General features: G+C 55.4%; 15 protein-coding genes. 10 read left to right on the forward strand and 5 right to left on the reverse strand.

Annotated features, from left to right (window positions below):
• Positions 1-12 precede the first annotated feature (12 nt).
• Genes ACNQ6O_RS00430 through pilG form a run of 3 tightly spaced genes read right to left on the reverse strand, consistent with a single transcriptional unit; the run spans position 13 to position 1367 of the window.
• Positions 13-558: a chemotaxis protein CheW gene (locus ACNQ6O_RS00430; protein WP_418051290.1), complete on the reverse strand. Its 546-nt coding sequence runs from the start codon at positions 556-558 to the stop codon at positions 13-15.
• A gap of 21 nt (positions 559-579) precedes the next feature.
• Positions 580-942, reverse strand: a complete 363-nt coding sequence (gene pilH, locus ACNQ6O_RS00435; protein ID WP_114335248.1) for a twitching motility response regulator PilH — start codon at positions 940-942, stop codon at positions 580-582.
• Between the two features lie 32 nt (positions 943-974).
• A complete protein-coding gene (pilG, locus tag ACNQ6O_RS00440) occupies positions 975-1367 on the reverse strand; it encodes a twitching motility response regulator PilG (protein WP_114335249.1) in 393 nt (130 codons plus the stop codon).
• Between the two features lie 311 nt (positions 1368-1678).
• Between pilG and gshB the strand changes: the two genes are divergently transcribed.
• The 8 genes from gshB (at position 1679) to ACNQ6O_RS00480 (ending at position 8623) form a co-directional block, all read left to right on the forward strand.
• Positions 1679-2629 (forward strand): glutathione synthase, encoded by a 951-nt coding sequence (gene gshB / locus ACNQ6O_RS00445; protein ID WP_418051291.1) that lies wholly within the window; start codon positions 1679-1681, stop codon positions 2627-2629.
• A 47-nt stretch (positions 2630-2676) separates the two neighbouring features.
• Positions 2677-3534 carry a TonB family protein gene (locus tag ACNQ6O_RS00450; protein ID WP_418051292.1) on the forward strand — a complete coding sequence of 286 codons (858 nt, stop codon included), beginning with the start codon at positions 2677-2679 and terminating at the stop codon, positions 3532-3534.
• Positions 3531-4097 carry a YqgE/AlgH family protein gene (locus tag ACNQ6O_RS00455; protein ID WP_418051293.1) on the forward strand — a complete coding sequence of 189 codons (567 nt, stop codon included), beginning with the start codon at positions 3531-3533 and terminating at the stop codon, positions 4095-4097. The genes ACNQ6O_RS00450 and ACNQ6O_RS00455 overlap by 4 nt, the downstream gene beginning before the upstream one ends.
• Positions 4090-4521: a Holliday junction resolvase RuvX gene (gene ruvX / locus ACNQ6O_RS00460; RefSeq protein WP_418051294.1), complete on the forward strand. Its 432-nt coding sequence runs from the start codon at positions 4090-4092 to the stop codon at positions 4519-4521. Before ACNQ6O_RS00455 ends, ruvX begins: the two co-directional genes overlap by 8 nt.
• A gap of 19 nt (positions 4522-4540) precedes the next feature.
• Positions 4541-5050, forward strand: a complete 510-nt coding sequence (pyrR, locus tag ACNQ6O_RS00465; protein ID WP_418051295.1) for a bifunctional pyr operon transcriptional regulator/uracil phosphoribosyltransferase PyrR — start codon at positions 4541-4543, stop codon at positions 5048-5050.
• A gap of 27 nt (positions 5051-5077) precedes the next feature.
• Positions 5078-6097: an aspartate carbamoyltransferase catalytic subunit gene (locus ACNQ6O_RS00470; protein ID WP_418051296.1), complete on the forward strand. Its 1020-nt coding sequence runs from the start codon at positions 5078-5080 to the stop codon at positions 6095-6097.
• A complete protein-coding gene (locus ACNQ6O_RS00475) occupies positions 6094-7392 on the forward strand; it encodes a dihydroorotase (protein WP_418051297.1) in 1299 nt (432 codons plus the stop codon). The genes ACNQ6O_RS00470 and ACNQ6O_RS00475 overlap by 4 nt, the downstream gene beginning before the upstream one ends.
• Before the next feature lie 205 nt (positions 7393-7597).
• A complete protein-coding gene (locus tag ACNQ6O_RS00480) occupies positions 7598-8623 on the forward strand; it encodes a putative solute-binding protein (protein WP_418051298.1) in 1026 nt (341 codons plus the stop codon).
• A 42-nt stretch (positions 8624-8665) separates the two neighbouring features.
• On the opposite strand, the gene ACNQ6O_RS00485 is transcribed toward ACNQ6O_RS00480, so the two are convergent.
• On the reverse strand, positions 8666-8938 hold the full coding sequence (locus tag ACNQ6O_RS00485; RefSeq protein ID WP_418051299.1) for an HU family DNA-binding protein: 273 nt from the start codon (positions 8936-8938) through the stop codon (positions 8666-8668).
• A 156-nt stretch (positions 8939-9094) separates the two neighbouring features.
• Between ACNQ6O_RS00485 and ACNQ6O_RS00490 the strand changes: the two genes are divergently transcribed.
• Both ACNQ6O_RS00490 and ACNQ6O_RS00495 read left to right on the forward strand, forming a co-directional pair.
• Entirely contained in the window at positions 9095-10147 is a 1053-nt protein-coding gene (locus ACNQ6O_RS00490; RefSeq protein ID WP_418051300.1) for a hypothetical protein, read from the forward strand.
• Between the two features lie 27 nt (positions 10148-10174).
• Positions 10175-12241 carry a TRAP transporter large permease subunit gene (locus ACNQ6O_RS00495; RefSeq protein WP_418051301.1) on the forward strand — a complete coding sequence of 689 codons (2067 nt, stop codon included), beginning with the start codon at positions 10175-10177 and terminating at the stop codon, positions 12239-12241.
• Positions 12242-12305: 64 nt separating this feature from the next.
• On the opposite strand, the gene ACNQ6O_RS00500 is transcribed toward ACNQ6O_RS00495, so the two are convergent.
• Entirely contained in the window at positions 12306-13841 is a 1536-nt protein-coding gene (locus ACNQ6O_RS00500) for a phosphoenolpyruvate carboxykinase (protein WP_418051302.1), read from the reverse strand.
• Between the last annotated feature and the right edge of the window lie 93 nt (positions 13842-13934).

The raw sequence follows: 13934 nt of genomic DNA on the forward strand, positions 1-13934 counted from the left end.
GTACCATCATCCCTACCACTGTGCGACATCAAGAAAGCGCTCGTCGTCCACCAGATGGGCGGCTGAGAACACGTTCCAGATCTCTTCGTTACGCTCGTAACCGCCATCTACAAACGGTCGAACGGTGTCGGGCACCCCTTTCGGGCTGGCCCTGAAATTGTCTTTGGCGAAATATTGCATACCCAAAACGCTGTCCACGACCAATCCGCTGAAGATGTCGCCTTGCTCTATCACCAACACCCGGCGTTCACGCGGGCTGCGTGAGGAGCGTGGGATGTCGAAAAAGTTGGCGAGGTCTACCAGAGGGAGAAGTCGGCCTCGAACGTTGGCCGCACCCATCATGAATGGGCGTACCCCGGGGATGTGAGTGAATCGGGGCACGTGCAAGATTTCTGTGACATCGCCCATCGGAGCAACATAGCGTTGGCCGGCCAGAATGAACCCGATTCCATTCCACAACTCAACAGCTGTTTCTTGCTCTGGAAGGCCCGAGGCCATTGCCCGGCTGCGCTGGGCGATATCCGTCAGAACGGCGAATGGGGCGGCCTCGGCGGACATGCTTAACTCCACGGCGAAGGATCAGGCAATCAGGTTATTGATTGTTTTGATCAGGTCGTCTTCGTTAACTGGTTTGACCAGGTAACCCTTGGCACCCTGGCGGGTTCCCCACACTCGGTCAGTTTCCTGATCTTTGGTGGTCACGATCACGACCGGAATGGATGCAGTTTCCGGTGCGCGGGTTAATTGACGAGTAGCCTGAAAGCCGTTCAGGCCCGGCATAACGACGTCCATGAGCACCAGGTCTGGGGTCTCGGCACGGGCTTTAGCAACACCATCAGCGCCGTTATCAGCGGTCAGCACTTCGTGTTGGTGCTTTTCCAGGATGGTGGAGATTTTTTTAACTTCTGTTGGCGAATCGTCAACGATCAAAATGCGAGCCATGGTTTCCTCGATGGTTCTGGGTGGCAGCAGGTTTACTGTTCCGCCTGAGGCGTGTATTGGCGGATGGTGTTGAGCAGTTCATCCTTGCTGAACGGTTTGGTCAGATATTGATCCGAGCCAACGATGCGCCCTTTTGCTTTATCAAACAGGCCATCCTTGCTCGAAAGCATAACGACCGGCGTGTTCTTGAACGTGGAGTTGTTCTTGATCAAGGCGCAGGTCTGATAGCCGTCCAAGCGAGGCATCATAATATCTACGAAGATGATGTCTGGTTGGGAATCAGCGATTTTGGCCAGAGCGTCAAAGCCGTCAGTGGCAGTGATGACCTCACAGCCAACCTTTTTCAAGAGGGTTTCTGCGGTGCGACGAATGGTCTTGCTATCGTCGATCACCATGATCTTCAAGTTCTCGAAGTTGTCATCCATTGTCCGACTGCCTTGCGCTCGAGCGGGTGTCATTATTTTAGAGAGGGTTTTAGCACAAACCTTAAGGTTGTTCTATAAAGCCTTCTCATTTATAGAGTATCCATGGCTGGATAAAAAGTATTTGTTTGTGACCAAATGTACTTCTGCACCCCCTGTCACGTAATTGCCACAGGATTTATCCGGATGCATTTGTGGCTGGGGTACAATACCATCATCAGCATAGCACTTTATTTGCGATTCACTCTGCTGCCTGGTTCGTGTTTTCAGTGGTTTGTTTTGCGAATTTCCAACTTGATATTCCAGGAGACTCTATGGCAATTCGGCTCGGGATCGTAATGGATCCGATCGAGGACATCCAATTCAAGAAAGACAGCTCGCTGGCCATGTTGCTTGCTGCGCAGAATCGCGGTTGGGAACTCGAGTACATGGAGCTTCAGGATATGTATCTGGCCGGTGGGCAGGCGCGGGCCAGTACTCGCAGCCTCACCGTGCGTAACAATCCGGAAGACTGGTTCAGTTACGGCGACAGCCAGGATCGGGCCTTGGGTGATCTCGACGTTATCTTGATGCGTAAGGACCCCCCAGTTGATCGTGAATTCTTGATGGCCACTTATATACTCGACGCTGCGGAGCAGCAGGGGGCTCTGGTCGTTAACCCGGCCGCAACGCTCCGGGACTGCAATGAGAAGTTGTTTGCCGCCCAGTTTGAGGATTTAACGCCACCGTTAATCGTGACTCGCAGCTCGCAGCGGTTTCGGGAATTTTACGCCGAGCACGGTGACATCATTATGAAACCGGTAGACGGCATGGGTGGCCGGTCAATTTTCCGGGTTAAGGAAAATGATGCCAACTTGGGTGTGATCATAGAAACCCTGACCAATTACGGTGAGCATCAGGCGATGGCGCAGAAGTTTGTTCCCGAAATCTCGGATGGCGATAAGCGGATCCTGTTGATTGACGGTGAGCCGGTGCCCTATGCGCTTGCCCGCATTCCTTCGCAGGGTGAAAATCGCGGAAATCTGGCGGCCGGTGGTCGCGGCGAAGGGCGTGAGCTAACGGACCGTGACCGTGAAATCTGTGCCCGGGTGGCGCCAGTAATCAAGCAGAAAGGTTTAATGTTTGTTGGTCTGGACGTCATCGGTGATTATCTCACCGAAATCAATGTGACTAGCCCAACCTGCATTCGGGAGTTGGATGCGCAGTTCGGAATCGATATTTCTGCGTTGTTGATGGATGCCATTGAGCGGCGACTGAAGCAGTAAGCTGAAGAAATTCCTGTTGGCTCCGAGATGCAGAATTAGGATATGTGATGGCAGTTCAGGTAAGCGATTTCGATCGATTTTCATTTACCCTTTTCATGGCGGTGGCGCTGCATGCCATTGTGGTGTTAGGTATTAAGTTTGCGCCGGAGTTGCCCAGCTCTGTGGCGCAAACCATGGAAATCACGCTGTCGCAATTTGATGACGAACAGGCCCCGGAGCAAGCGGATTTTCTGGCCCAGACCAATCAGCAGGGCAGTGGCACGGAAAACGAACCGCTGGAAATGACGTCGCCTCAACCGACCGATGTCAGTCAGCCGGACGTGGCTGAAGTGCAGCCGGAGCCGAAAACGACAACGGAGCCCCAGCCCAATCAGGAGCGGGCCGTGGTCGAAAGTGAGAATGCCCGCCGAAAAGTGGCGCAGCGAAACGATCAGGTAGAGCCTGAGCCTTTGCCTCGGGCCAAGCGCAAAAGCCTGATGGAGCGAAGCCTGGAAATTGCCAGTCTTGAAGCCCGACTCGATGCTCAGCGACAGGCCTACGCACGCAAGCCCCGGGTGATGCGAGTGACAGCTGCCTCCACGCTGAAGTCCAGTAACGCCTGGTACGTTCAGGACTGGGTTGGCAAAGTCACGCGCGTGGGTAACATCAATTATCCGACCGAGGCTCGTCGGGCCGGTATTTATGGCGACCTGAGAATGCTGGTATCTATCCGCAAAGATGGCACCATAAAGGAAATTGCGATACTGCAATCGTCTGGCAGCTCGGTGCTGGATGATGCCGCCATTCGTATTGTACGCATGGCTGCACCGTTCGCGCCTTTCCCGGAAGGCATGCGGGAAAAGGCGGATGAGTTGGAAATTATACGAACCTGGTCGTTCCAGAAACGGGGGCTCAGTTCAGGATGATCGAAGATACCAATGCTACCGGTAGCTTGAAGCACCATTTTTTGGTGGCATCGCCCTGGCTATCCGATCCCCGGTTTCACGGTGGGGTGATTTACATCTGCGAGCACTCAGAAGAGGGTGCCTTAGGCTTGATGATCAACCAGCCATTGGGCATCCATCTGGGTGAAATTCTGGAACAATTGGATCTGCAGGGTGGGGAACTGGACATACCGGTGTACACCGGCGGCCCAGTCCAACCTGAACGGGGTTTCGTGCTGCACTCACCGGGGCGGGAGTGGCAACATACAGCACGGGTGACCGACGAGGTTTCGTTGACCACCTCGCGCGATGTGCTGGAAAGCATCGGTCAGGATGATGGTCCTCAGGAGTTTCTGGTGGCGCTCGGTTATTCGGGTTGGGGTGAGGGGCAGTTGGAGGAAGAGTTGGGCAGCAACTCCTGGTTAACTTGTCCCGCCAGCGACGATGTGTTGTTCCGAACGCCGATTGAAAAGCGTTACGAGGCCGTCCTTCAGTTGATCGGCGTGGATTTGAGCCAGCTTAGCGATTCGGTGGGGCATGCCTGAAGTCGGTAACAGAAGAGTATTGGCGTTCGACTTTGGCACCCGGCGCATTGGCGTAGCCACCGGTCAGGAAATGCTGGGCACCGGGCAGCCGCTGGCCATGATCCCGGCCCGGGACGGTGTGCCCGATTGGGCTCAGATCGAAAAGTTGTTGGCCGAGTGGCAGCCAAATCTGGTCTTGGTTGGGTTGCCGTTGAATATGGACGATACAGAAAACGACATGTGCGCCAGGGCCCGAAAGTTCGGCAAGCGCATTCATGGTCGCTACCATGTGCCGGTTGAAATGGTCGATGAGCGATTGACCAGTTTTGAGGCCAAGGGTCAGGTGATGGCCGATGGTGGTAGTCGAGACTTCGGCCGTCATGGTGTGGATGATCTGGCGGCGGTGTTGATTTTGGAAACCTGGTGCCGGGAACAAACCGGCTGAGCTGATTAACGAGGCTTTAATGACCGCATTGCTTGATATCAACCAGTTGCTGGATGAACTGGAAACGGGTTTGCGTGATGTTCTGGAGCGCCGGGGCATCGAGAATCCAGCGCTGATTGGTATTCGTACCGGCGGCGTTTGGATTGCCGACATTCTGAACAAGCGTCTCGGCCTGAAGCAGGACTTTGGCGAGCTGGACATCTCGTTCTATCGTGACGATTTCAGTCGCATTGGGCTAAACCCGACGGTGACGCCGTCCAGCCTGGATTTCGACACGGAAGGTCGGGACATTATTCTGGTGGACGATGTCATCATGAGCGGCCGTACCATTCGGGCGGCTATGAACGAGATCTTCGATTATGGCCGTCCTGCCAGTATCATACTGGCCACATTGATTGATTTGGGTGCCAGAGAGTTGCCGATCCAGCCGGATGTGGTCGGTAAAGTACTTGAACTGGAAACCTACCAGAGAGTAAAACTGCGCGGTCCCGAGCCGTTGCACATTGAATTTCAGGAAACCGGGCAGTAAAACCTTCCCATTGATAACAGGCGAGCCATGACCGCGATTGACCCTTCCCCGAACCACTTGCAGCTGACCCGGGGTGGTCAGTTGCGACATTTTCTTACTCTTGATGGCTTGAACCGTGAATTGCTCACCGACATTCTCGATACCGCTGATTCTTTCATCGAGGTGGGTGAGCGCAGTATCAAGAAAGTGCCCCTGTTGAGGGGGCGCACTGTTGTAAATCTTTTCTTCGAATCCAGTACCCGCACCCGAAGCACCTTCGAATTGGCGGCCAAACGGCTCTCGGCAGATGTGCTTAACCTCGACATTTCTACGTCGGCTACCTCCAAAGGTGAATCGCTTTCCGACACTCTGTTGAATCTGGAGGCCATGGCCAGCGACATGTTCGTGGTCCGGCATTCCCAGAGCGGCGCCCCTCATTTCATCGCCGAGAGCGTGACCCCCGGGGTGGCGATCATCAATGCGGGCGATGGCCGCCACGCGCACCCGACGCAAGCGATGCTGGATATGTTGACCATTCGTCAGCACAAGGGCTCGTTTGCCGGCCTGAAGGTGGCCATCGTGGGCGACATTCTGCATTCCCGCGTGGCCCGCTCCCAGATTCGTGCGTTGAACGAACTCGGTGCGGAAGAAGTGCGTGTGATTGCACCTGGAACATTGCTGCCGAGAGATGTGGAGAATTTGGGGTGCACGGTGGAATACGACATGGCTCGAGGCATGAAAGATCTGGACGTAGTGATCATGTTACGCCTGCAAAAAGAACGTATGGAAGGTGCCTTGCTGCCGAGCGAGCGGGAGTTCTATCGCTTGTACGGGCTTAATCAGGATAAGTTGGCGTTGGCTAAACCCGATTGCATCGTGATGCACCCCGGCCCTATTAACCGTGGCGTAGAAATTGAGTCAGCGGTGGCTGACGGCCCTCAATCGGTGATTCTGAATCAGGTCACCAATGGCATCGCCATTCGCATGGCGGTGATGTCCATGGCGATGGGTGGTCAGATGGCGGAGCGGCAGCAAAAACAGATGGATAGAGAAGGGGGCCGGGCATGAAGGTGGGTTCGCAATACGAAAGCCTGAAAATCACCGGCGGTACCCTGTTCGATGGTACGGGCACCGAGAGCGATAACCCGGGGCTGTTGATAAAAGAAGGCAAGATTGTGGCCATGGGGGCGGATGCCCTGAACGCCGATGCCGACCAGCAATACGATGCCAGTGGGTGTGTCATTGCTCCGGGGTTCATCGACCTTTGCTGCAATCTCCGCGAACCGGGTAACGGCCAGAAGGGCAACATTGCATCAGAAACAATGGCAGCGGCCCATGGCGGTTTCACAACGGTGTGTGCCTCCCCGGAGACTTCGCCGGTCAACGATTCCAGCGCGGTGACCCATCTGATTCGTGATGGGGCCTCATCGCGAGGTTCTGTTCGAGTCTTGCCGGTTGGAGCGATTACCCGGGGGCTGGACGGCGAGCTGCTCAGTGATCTGGCGGGATTGAAGAATGCGGGCTGTATTGCCGTGGGCAATGGTTCCCGTGGCATTAAAAATGCCCGGATTTTGCGCCGCTGTATGGCCTACGCCCAGACATTTGGTTTGACGGTCATGTTCAGCCCGGAGAATCAGGCTCTGGCGGCGGATGGATACGCCCACGATGGTCAGGTGACGACTCGCCTTGGCTTGTTGGGTATACCGGAGGTGGCTGAAACCGCCGCTGTGATGGAAATGCTTTTGCTGGCGGAAGAAACCGGCGTGAAGCTGCATTTGAGTCAGTTATCCAGTGGCCGCAGTGTTGAGATGGTGGCGGATGCCCGGAAGCGAGGCGTTCAGGTCACCTCGGATGTGGCCATGCATCAACTGTGCTTCACCGAAGAGGCGCTGGCCGGCTTTGATAGCCGTTTTCATGTCCGTCCTCCTCTTCGTTCTGAAGCTGACCGGGAAGCTCTGGTTACAGGTGTCCAGGCGGGGGTGATTGATGCCATCGTTAGTCAGCATCAGCCTCATGATACAGCTGCCAAACAAGCGCCGTTGCCGGCCACCGAACCGGGCTTGTCCAGTATCGAAAGCGTTCTTTCATTGGGCTTGAGGCTGGTCAAAAGTGGTGAGCTGAGCCGGGAGCGTTTACTGACCGCGCTTACCCTTGGGCCGGGGCGCGTTGTTGGCTTGTCGCCAGAGATAGCGCCAGACGCTATCGCGGATTTATGCATCTTTAACCCAGCTACGAGTTGGCAGCCTTCCGAGCAGACACTTGTCTCCACCGGTAAGCATGCTCCGCTCTTGGGCTGCGAACTGACGGGAAAGGTCGAGCTGACGTTGGTGGCAGGCCGTCCGGTTTGGGTGGGCGACCACTAACTCACCGCACTGGATTCGACAGAGGCGGCATCACCTCTGTCGAATCCATCACAAATTCCAGCCAATAGTCGCAAAAAGCCTTGCGGATAGTCACCTCAGCCAACGTATCCTAGATCACCTCGATCTAACATAACCCGAATAAACGAATGAGTTTCTGGTATCAAGCCAGTACATGCTCTAGACAATAATAATCAGGAGTCATTCCGTGAAATCCCTTCGATTCACTCGCCGAATTGCCACGGCTGCCGCGCTATGCGCCAGTTTCATCGTTCCAATGCAGGGGCATGCCCAATCCCAGACCGACATCATCGAACGCTCTTTCTGTGTGTTCGATCCGGTCGGTGCCAATGGTCCGCTCTTTTCCATTACCAAAGAGTTTCAGCCGGTAGCCCTTCAGCGTGGAATTAAACTCAATCTTCGCGCATACACGGATGAGAAAGTGGCGGCGGAAGACTTTAAAGCTGGGCAGTGTGACGCGGTCTTGCTAACGGGCACTCGCGCCAGAGAATTCAACAAATTTACCGGGACCCTCGAGGCCATGGGCGCGATTCCTGGTGAGCAGGAAATGCGTTTGCTGTTCAATACCTTGAGTCAGCCCAAGGCACGCCCGTTCCTGATTGACGGCCCGTATGAAGTGGCTGGAGTCTTTCCCGGTGGCGCCGTGTATCTGCATGCCCGTGACCGGACGCTGGACACGGTAGAAAAGCTGCAGGGCAAGCGTGTTGCCACATTGGATTACGACACCGCTTCGGTGCGGATGGTTCGGCATGTAGGTGCTTCGGTTGTTGGCTCAAACTCGGCCAATTTTGCCGGTAAGTTCAATAACGGCAGTGTCGATTTTGCTTATGCGCCGGCGGTTGCTTACCAGCCTCTCGAACTCTACAAGGGCATTGGCGATAAGGGTGGGGTGTTCAAGTACGCGCTGGGTTATATGAACTTCCAGGTGATTATCAACACCGAGCGATTCCCGGAGGATGCCGGCCAAATGGTGCGTGATGAGTCCATCAAACGCATTGACGAGGCCTATGAAATTATCGCTGAGGCGGAAGCCGGTATTCCCGACAACGTATGGGTGGACTTGCCCCAGGAAGATACAGCTGAGTACGACAAGATGCTTCGCCAAGTGCGCATGTCGTTGCTCGAGGACGGTGTTTACGACGAGCGTGCGATCAAGTTGATGAAGGCGATACGCTGTCGGGTTGACGGCGCCAGATCGGAATGTGCTTCCTGAGCTAGGTAGAGAGATAGCCCGCATAAGCGGGCTATCGCCGAATCAGTTAACGGCGTCTTTCAGGGCTTTGCCGGGCTTGAAGCCAACGGTCTTGCTGGCGGCGATCTGTATGGTCGCACCGGTTTGCGGGTTTCTACCGCTGCGAGCTTCCCGTTTGCGAACCGTAAAGGTTCCGAAGCCGATCAGACTGATGTCGTCGCCCCGGGCGGCCGCTGCGGTAATCTGATCGGTTACCGCGTTGATCACTTCGCTGGCTTTTTCTCGAGTTAGCCCGGCTTGATCGGCGATAGCGGCGGAAAGTTCAGGTTTGCGCATAAGGTACTCCTGTCTTTTGTTTTGATTGTTGTCTTTGTGTGAGCTGCCAAGCGCAGGCGGGCAGCGTATGCAATCTATAGTGGGTTTGGCGCGAATGTGCAAACTCGAGCCTCAGTGATCTGCGAATACGCATAAGAATAAAAGGGTGTAGTTGATATGACAGTTTTCCGGAAAAAGATGGCGTCAGGTGCGCGGCTGCGAGGCTTGGTTGCTGCGGTTGCAACCAGTGTGGCGCTAAGCGGCTGTGGAGTGGTCAATCACATGGTCTACAAGACCACGGGTGACGTGATGCAAGGGTTTTCCCGTAATCACACCGTACCTTATCTGATGCAGTCGGACGACCTGGCGATGGGTTGCGCCATGAGCGAAGCTACGGCCCCGCTGCTGATGTCTTTTGGTCGCGTGACCAGCGAGCCGGATCAAATTGCCGTCATGCTGTATCTCTCTGCCGGAGGCTGTGCCGAAGAAAGGGCCACCGGGCATGAGCTAGATGGTATGGCCAAAATGTATGCGAATGACGGCACCGGGGCCGAAGATGCGTTTATCCAGAAAAAACGCGCGTACATGGTAGCAGCAAAGCGCTATTTCAAAGGCTGGCAGCACCATAACGCCCATTACGGCAACCCGGATGACAGTGAGTGTCCGGACTTTGGCGATGAAACGGATGAGTTTATCTACATGGCCGGGCTGTTGTCGGGTATGCAGGCGCTGAGCTCGCAGATTCAGGCGGCTTCATCCATCGGCGTGCCATTCAATACAGGGTCCGTTGTGGGTCGCGCCAGCCAGTGTTTGGATAACAATCAGTGGTGGGGCGCTCCTATGGGGCTGAGGGCCACCGTGTGGGCCATGATTCCAGGTACTCAGCCGCAGGGTGAGGATGCATTTGAGCGTTTGGCCGCGGCTCAAGAGCAAGGTAAAGAAGCCGGGGTTCGCCTTGGTCATGTTTTCCACGCCATTGCCGCCACCAACAAAAATGATATCGCTCTCGTGAAAGACATCATCCGTGATTTCGCCGAGTCAGAAAAAACGGTTGAGGTTAGCGAAGACTGGCGTTTCATTGATGCCATGGCCGGAAACATGCTGGTGACAATATCGGACAAGCTGTGGATGGAAAACACTGGGCACCGGACTCCGATCGGCCGTTTCGGCTCGTTCTGGGATGACCAGCGAGCGCCAGTTGAAACCATGGATCTCGACGATCTGCTGTAAATCCGTCATTTTCCAGAGTGGGTTGTCATGATTCAGGGTCGAATGAGCCGTAGTGGGCTGGAGTGGTTTTCTTCGCTACCAGCCTGTCTGCTTTTGCTTGCTGTTGTTCTGTTCTCTACCAGCAGTGATATCCATAACCAGATGCTCCGGGGTGGGGAGCAGATGTGGAGTGGCTACTACAAGCTGCGGATGGATCCGGTAAAGCCGCAATGCGAAGTCGTCCAAGATGTGGATGCTGCGGTGGCGAAGGAGATGGCTAAGGCGCCGCCGGCTGACGACCCCATGGCAGCGTTACTGGGAGATTTTGAGAAAGATCCTGCCGAAGTCCGGCTGGCGATAGAGCGTTCAGTCGCCGATTGCCGTGCCGCCCATAGCAGTTACGCTGAGCTACAAGACAAGTTAACGCCAGGGGTGAAGGCCTACAGGACCGTTGAGTTGTTTGTGGCTGACCTGATCGCCTTCGGGCTTGCTGCTCAGCGTTATATTCTGGTGATTTTGGTGATGTTGTGTGCGGTCACCGCCACTCTGACCCGTCACCATATTGCTATGCGTGCGATGGAGACCCGGCTGGATTATACGGTGTCCATGACCCTGCAAACGATCGCCAACGCGATGTTGCTCGGGTCCAGCGTAATTTTCCGGCAGTCTGCTCTCGCCAGCAGTACGGCCCTGTCCAGTGAGGAGATGCTGCTTCATAACTTCTGGATTACCGGTTTTGCCTGTCTGACGTTAGCGAGTTTGTATCGACTTGTCCGTGCGCCTAAGGATTTGGAACCCGGCGGGAGTCCGAGCAAAGCGTTTATGGCCGTGCCTCTGTATACCGTGATGTGCCTGATTTCCGGTACCTACTTTGCGCTTATTGGTCACTCCTCCGGCATTGGTATCTATTTGGGCAAGATGGTTGAGTTGGCCGATATGTTTTTGAATGTCGGTTTGTATGTTTGGGTGGGGATGATGCTCAAGCAGACCAAGCTGGCTACTCTGGTTTTCGATGTGTTTCGGCCCTGGCGTATGCCGCCGGAAATGCTGGCGGTGGTTGCGGTCTTGGTTGCGGCGATTCCCACGGCTTACACCGGTGCTTCCGGTATTTTCGTAATCGCGGCCGGTGCTGTGATCTATGGCGAGTTACGCGCGGCGGGTGCGCGGCGCCATCTGGCGTTGGCCGCCACCGCCATGTCAGGCTCGTTGGGGGTGGTGTTAAGGCCTTGCTTGCTGGTGGTTGTGATTGCTTACCTGAATCGCGAGGTCACTACCGACGAACTGTTTGGCTGGGGTATTTGGGTGTTCGTGCTGACCGCGACACTGTTCGGCATAGTCGCCACAACCGTTAACCGACAAAGTCAGTTCAATCTCGCGCCAAGTGCGGAGGCGTTTCCGGCGAGTATCCGGGCGCTGCGGCCTTTGATTCCATACGTGTTGGTTATTGTGTCGGTGGTACTGCTCTACCGCTTTGCACTTGATGTGAAAATGGATGAGTTTTCGGCGCCGCGGTTGCTGCCGGTGATCATGTTGTCGATCTTGTTGTTTGAGCACATGAGTCGCAAGCGCGAGCGGGCTGTCTCGTCCAGCGATAACGCTCACCAAGGACTGGAGCGAAGCGTTCGAAATGCCACCAACGACACCACGGCGGAAATCGGCGCCCTGCTGTTGTTATTAGGGCTGTCGGTCAGTATCGGTGGGGTTATCGAGCGTTCCCACATTATGGAAGCCTTCCCGCAGGCATTTGACAGTGCTTGGTCGGCGATGGTGCTGATGGTGGTTATTCTGGTCATTCTGGGGATGATCATGGACGCGTTTGGTGCGGTAATTCTGGTCACGGCGACGGTTGCAACTATTGCCTATTCCAGTGGTATCCATCCGGTGCACTTCTGGATGGTGACGCTGGTGGCGTTTGAATTAGGCTACCTGAGCCCGCCGGTTGCGCTGAACCACCTGCTGACACGGCAAGTCGTCGGAGAAGCAGAGGTGTTGGCGGCACAAGCCGAAGAGGGTACGTTCTACCAGCGTCACGAGCGCATCATTATGCCGTTGATTGCTATGGGCATTTCTCTGGTGTTGGTGGCGTTCGTACCTTTGATGTTCTACGCCAGCTAAGGTTTATTTGAGCATAAAAAAAGCGCCGTGCTTTCGCAGGGCGCTTTTTTTAGCTTGCCGAAACTCAGCCGAGTTTCGGGCCAGCCTCAACGATGGCATCCGCCACGTCGAACTTCTTGAAGTTCTCAACGAACTGACCGATCAGCTCCTGAGCCTTACCGTCGTAGTATTCCGGGCTGGTCCAGGTGTTACGTGGGTTCAGCAGTTCACCGTCTACGCCCGGGATGTGCTTGGGCACGTCCAGGTTCAGTGCGTCTAGGTGCTCAGTTTCCACGTCGTCCAGATCGCCGTTCTGAATCGCAGCAATGATGGCGCGAGTGGTCGGAATGCTGAAGCGCTTACCTTCACCGAAGGGGCCGCCGGTCCAGCCGGTGTTAACCAGGAAGACCTTGCTGCCGAACTCATCGATACGCTTCATCAACAGTTCAGCGTATACGCCAGCCGGACGCGGGAAGAACGGTGCGCCGAAGCAGGTAGAGAAAGTGGACTTCAGCTTAGAAGAAGAGCCCATCTCGGTGGAGCCGACCAGTGCGGTGTAGCCGCTCAGGAAGTGATAAGCAGCCGCTTCACGAGTCAGGATAGAGACCGGAGGCAGAACGCCGGTCATATCGCAGGTCAGGAAGATAATGTGTGACGGCTCGCCAGCTCGGTTTTCCAGAACGCGCTTCTCTACGTGCTCAAGCGGGTAAGCGCAACGCGAGTTTTCGGTCAGGGAAACGTCTGTGTAATCCGGCTCGCGAGTGTCCTGATCGATCATCACGTTTTCGACGATTGCGCCGAAGCGGATCGCGTCCCAGATGATAGGCTCGTTCTTCTGGCTCAGGTCGATGCACTTGGCGTAGCAGCCGCCTTCGATGTTGAAAACAGTGCCTGGGCCCCAGCCGTGCTCGTCGTCACCGATCAGGAAGCGATGCGGATCTGCAGACAGCGTGGTTTTACCAGTGCCGGACAGACCGAAGAACAGGCAGGTGTCGCCGTTCTCGCTGACGTTAGCTGAACAGTGCATCGGCAGCACGTCTTTCTCTGGCAGCAGGAAGTTCTGCACAGAGAACATGGCTTTTTTCATCTCGCCGGCGTAGCGCATGCCAGCCAGCAGAACTTTGCGCTTGGCAAAGTTGATGATAACGCAGCCATCGGAGTTGGTGCCGTCACGCTCAGGTACGCACTGGAAGTTGGCAGCATTGAGGATTTGCCATTCCTGCTTGTCAGCCGGGTTGTAGGATTCCGGACGAATAAACAGGTTGCGGCCGAACAGGTTCTGCCAAGCCGTTTCTGTGGTCATTTTCACGGCCAGGTAATGCTCGGGGTCTGAGCCTACGTGAACGTTAGAAACGAATTGGTCTTTTTCGGCAATGTAGGCTTCAACGCGATCCCAGAGGGCGTCGAACTTATCCGCATCAAAGGGACGGTTGATCGGGCCCCAATGAATATCGTCAGCCGTGCTGGGCTCCTGAACGATAAAGCGGTCCATGGGAGACCGGCCGGTACGCTCACCGGTGGTGACCACTAGAGAACCGTTCGCTGCCAGTTGGCCTTCGTTCCTTGCCAGTGCCAGCTCGACCAGCCGTGCTGTATTCAGATCAGTATAAGTGTTGCTCACTTCGACCTCGCCCTCGGGATGTCTTAGTGACTGCTCAGTCCGCGTTTCCAAAAATTGGCGGAATTCTGAACAATCGGGTCAATTCAGGCGCGC

The organism is Marinobacter sp. SBS5 (genome assembly GCF_048285575.1).
Taxonomy (GTDB): domain Bacteria; phylum Pseudomonadota; class Gammaproteobacteria; order Pseudomonadales; family Oleiphilaceae; genus Marinobacter.

What these genes read in the sequence shown, in the direction of transcription:
- ruvX (WP_418051294.1), top strand. Translation starts at nt 4,090, where the DNA reads ATGCCTGAAGTCGGTAACAGAAGAGTATTGGCGTTCGACTTTGGCACC.
- ACNQ6O_RS00495 (WP_418051301.1), top strand. Translation starts at nt 10,175, where the DNA reads ATGATTCAGGGTCGAATGAGCCGTAGTGGGCTGGAGTGGTTTTCTTCG.
- ACNQ6O_RS00430 (WP_418051290.1), bottom strand. Translation starts at nt 558, where the DNA reads ATGTCCGCCGAGGCCGCCCCATTCGCCGTTCTGACGGATATCGCCCAG.
- pyrR (WP_418051295.1), top strand. Translation starts at nt 4,541, where the DNA reads ATGACCGCATTGCTTGATATCAACCAGTTGCTGGATGAACTGGAAACG.
- pilH (WP_114335248.1), bottom strand. Translation starts at nt 942, where the DNA reads ATGGCTCGCATTTTGATCGTTGACGATTCGCCAACAGAAGTTAAAAAA.
- ACNQ6O_RS00470 (WP_418051296.1), top strand. Translation starts at nt 5,078, where the DNA reads ATGACCGCGATTGACCCTTCCCCGAACCACTTGCAGCTGACCCGGGGT.
- gshB (WP_418051291.1), top strand. Translation starts at nt 1,679, where the DNA reads ATGGCAATTCGGCTCGGGATCGTAATGGATCCGATCGAGGACATCCAA.
- pilG (WP_114335249.1), bottom strand. Translation starts at nt 1,367, where the DNA reads ATGGATGACAACTTCGAGAACTTGAAGATCATGGTGATCGACGATAGC.
- ACNQ6O_RS00450 (WP_418051292.1), top strand. Translation starts at nt 2,677, where the DNA reads ATGGCAGTTCAGGTAAGCGATTTCGATCGATTTTCATTTACCCTTTTC.
- ACNQ6O_RS00490 (WP_418051300.1), top strand. Translation starts at nt 9,095, where the DNA reads ATGACAGTTTTCCGGAAAAAGATGGCGTCAGGTGCGCGGCTGCGAGGC.
- ACNQ6O_RS00455 (WP_418051293.1), top strand. Translation starts at nt 3,531, where the DNA reads ATGATCGAAGATACCAATGCTACCGGTAGCTTGAAGCACCATTTTTTG.
- ACNQ6O_RS00475 (WP_418051297.1), top strand. Translation starts at nt 6,094, where the DNA reads ATGAAGGTGGGTTCGCAATACGAAAGCCTGAAAATCACCGGCGGTACC.
- ACNQ6O_RS00485 (WP_418051299.1), bottom strand. Translation starts at nt 8,938, where the DNA reads ATGCGCAAACCTGAACTTTCCGCCGCTATCGCCGATCAAGCCGGGCTA.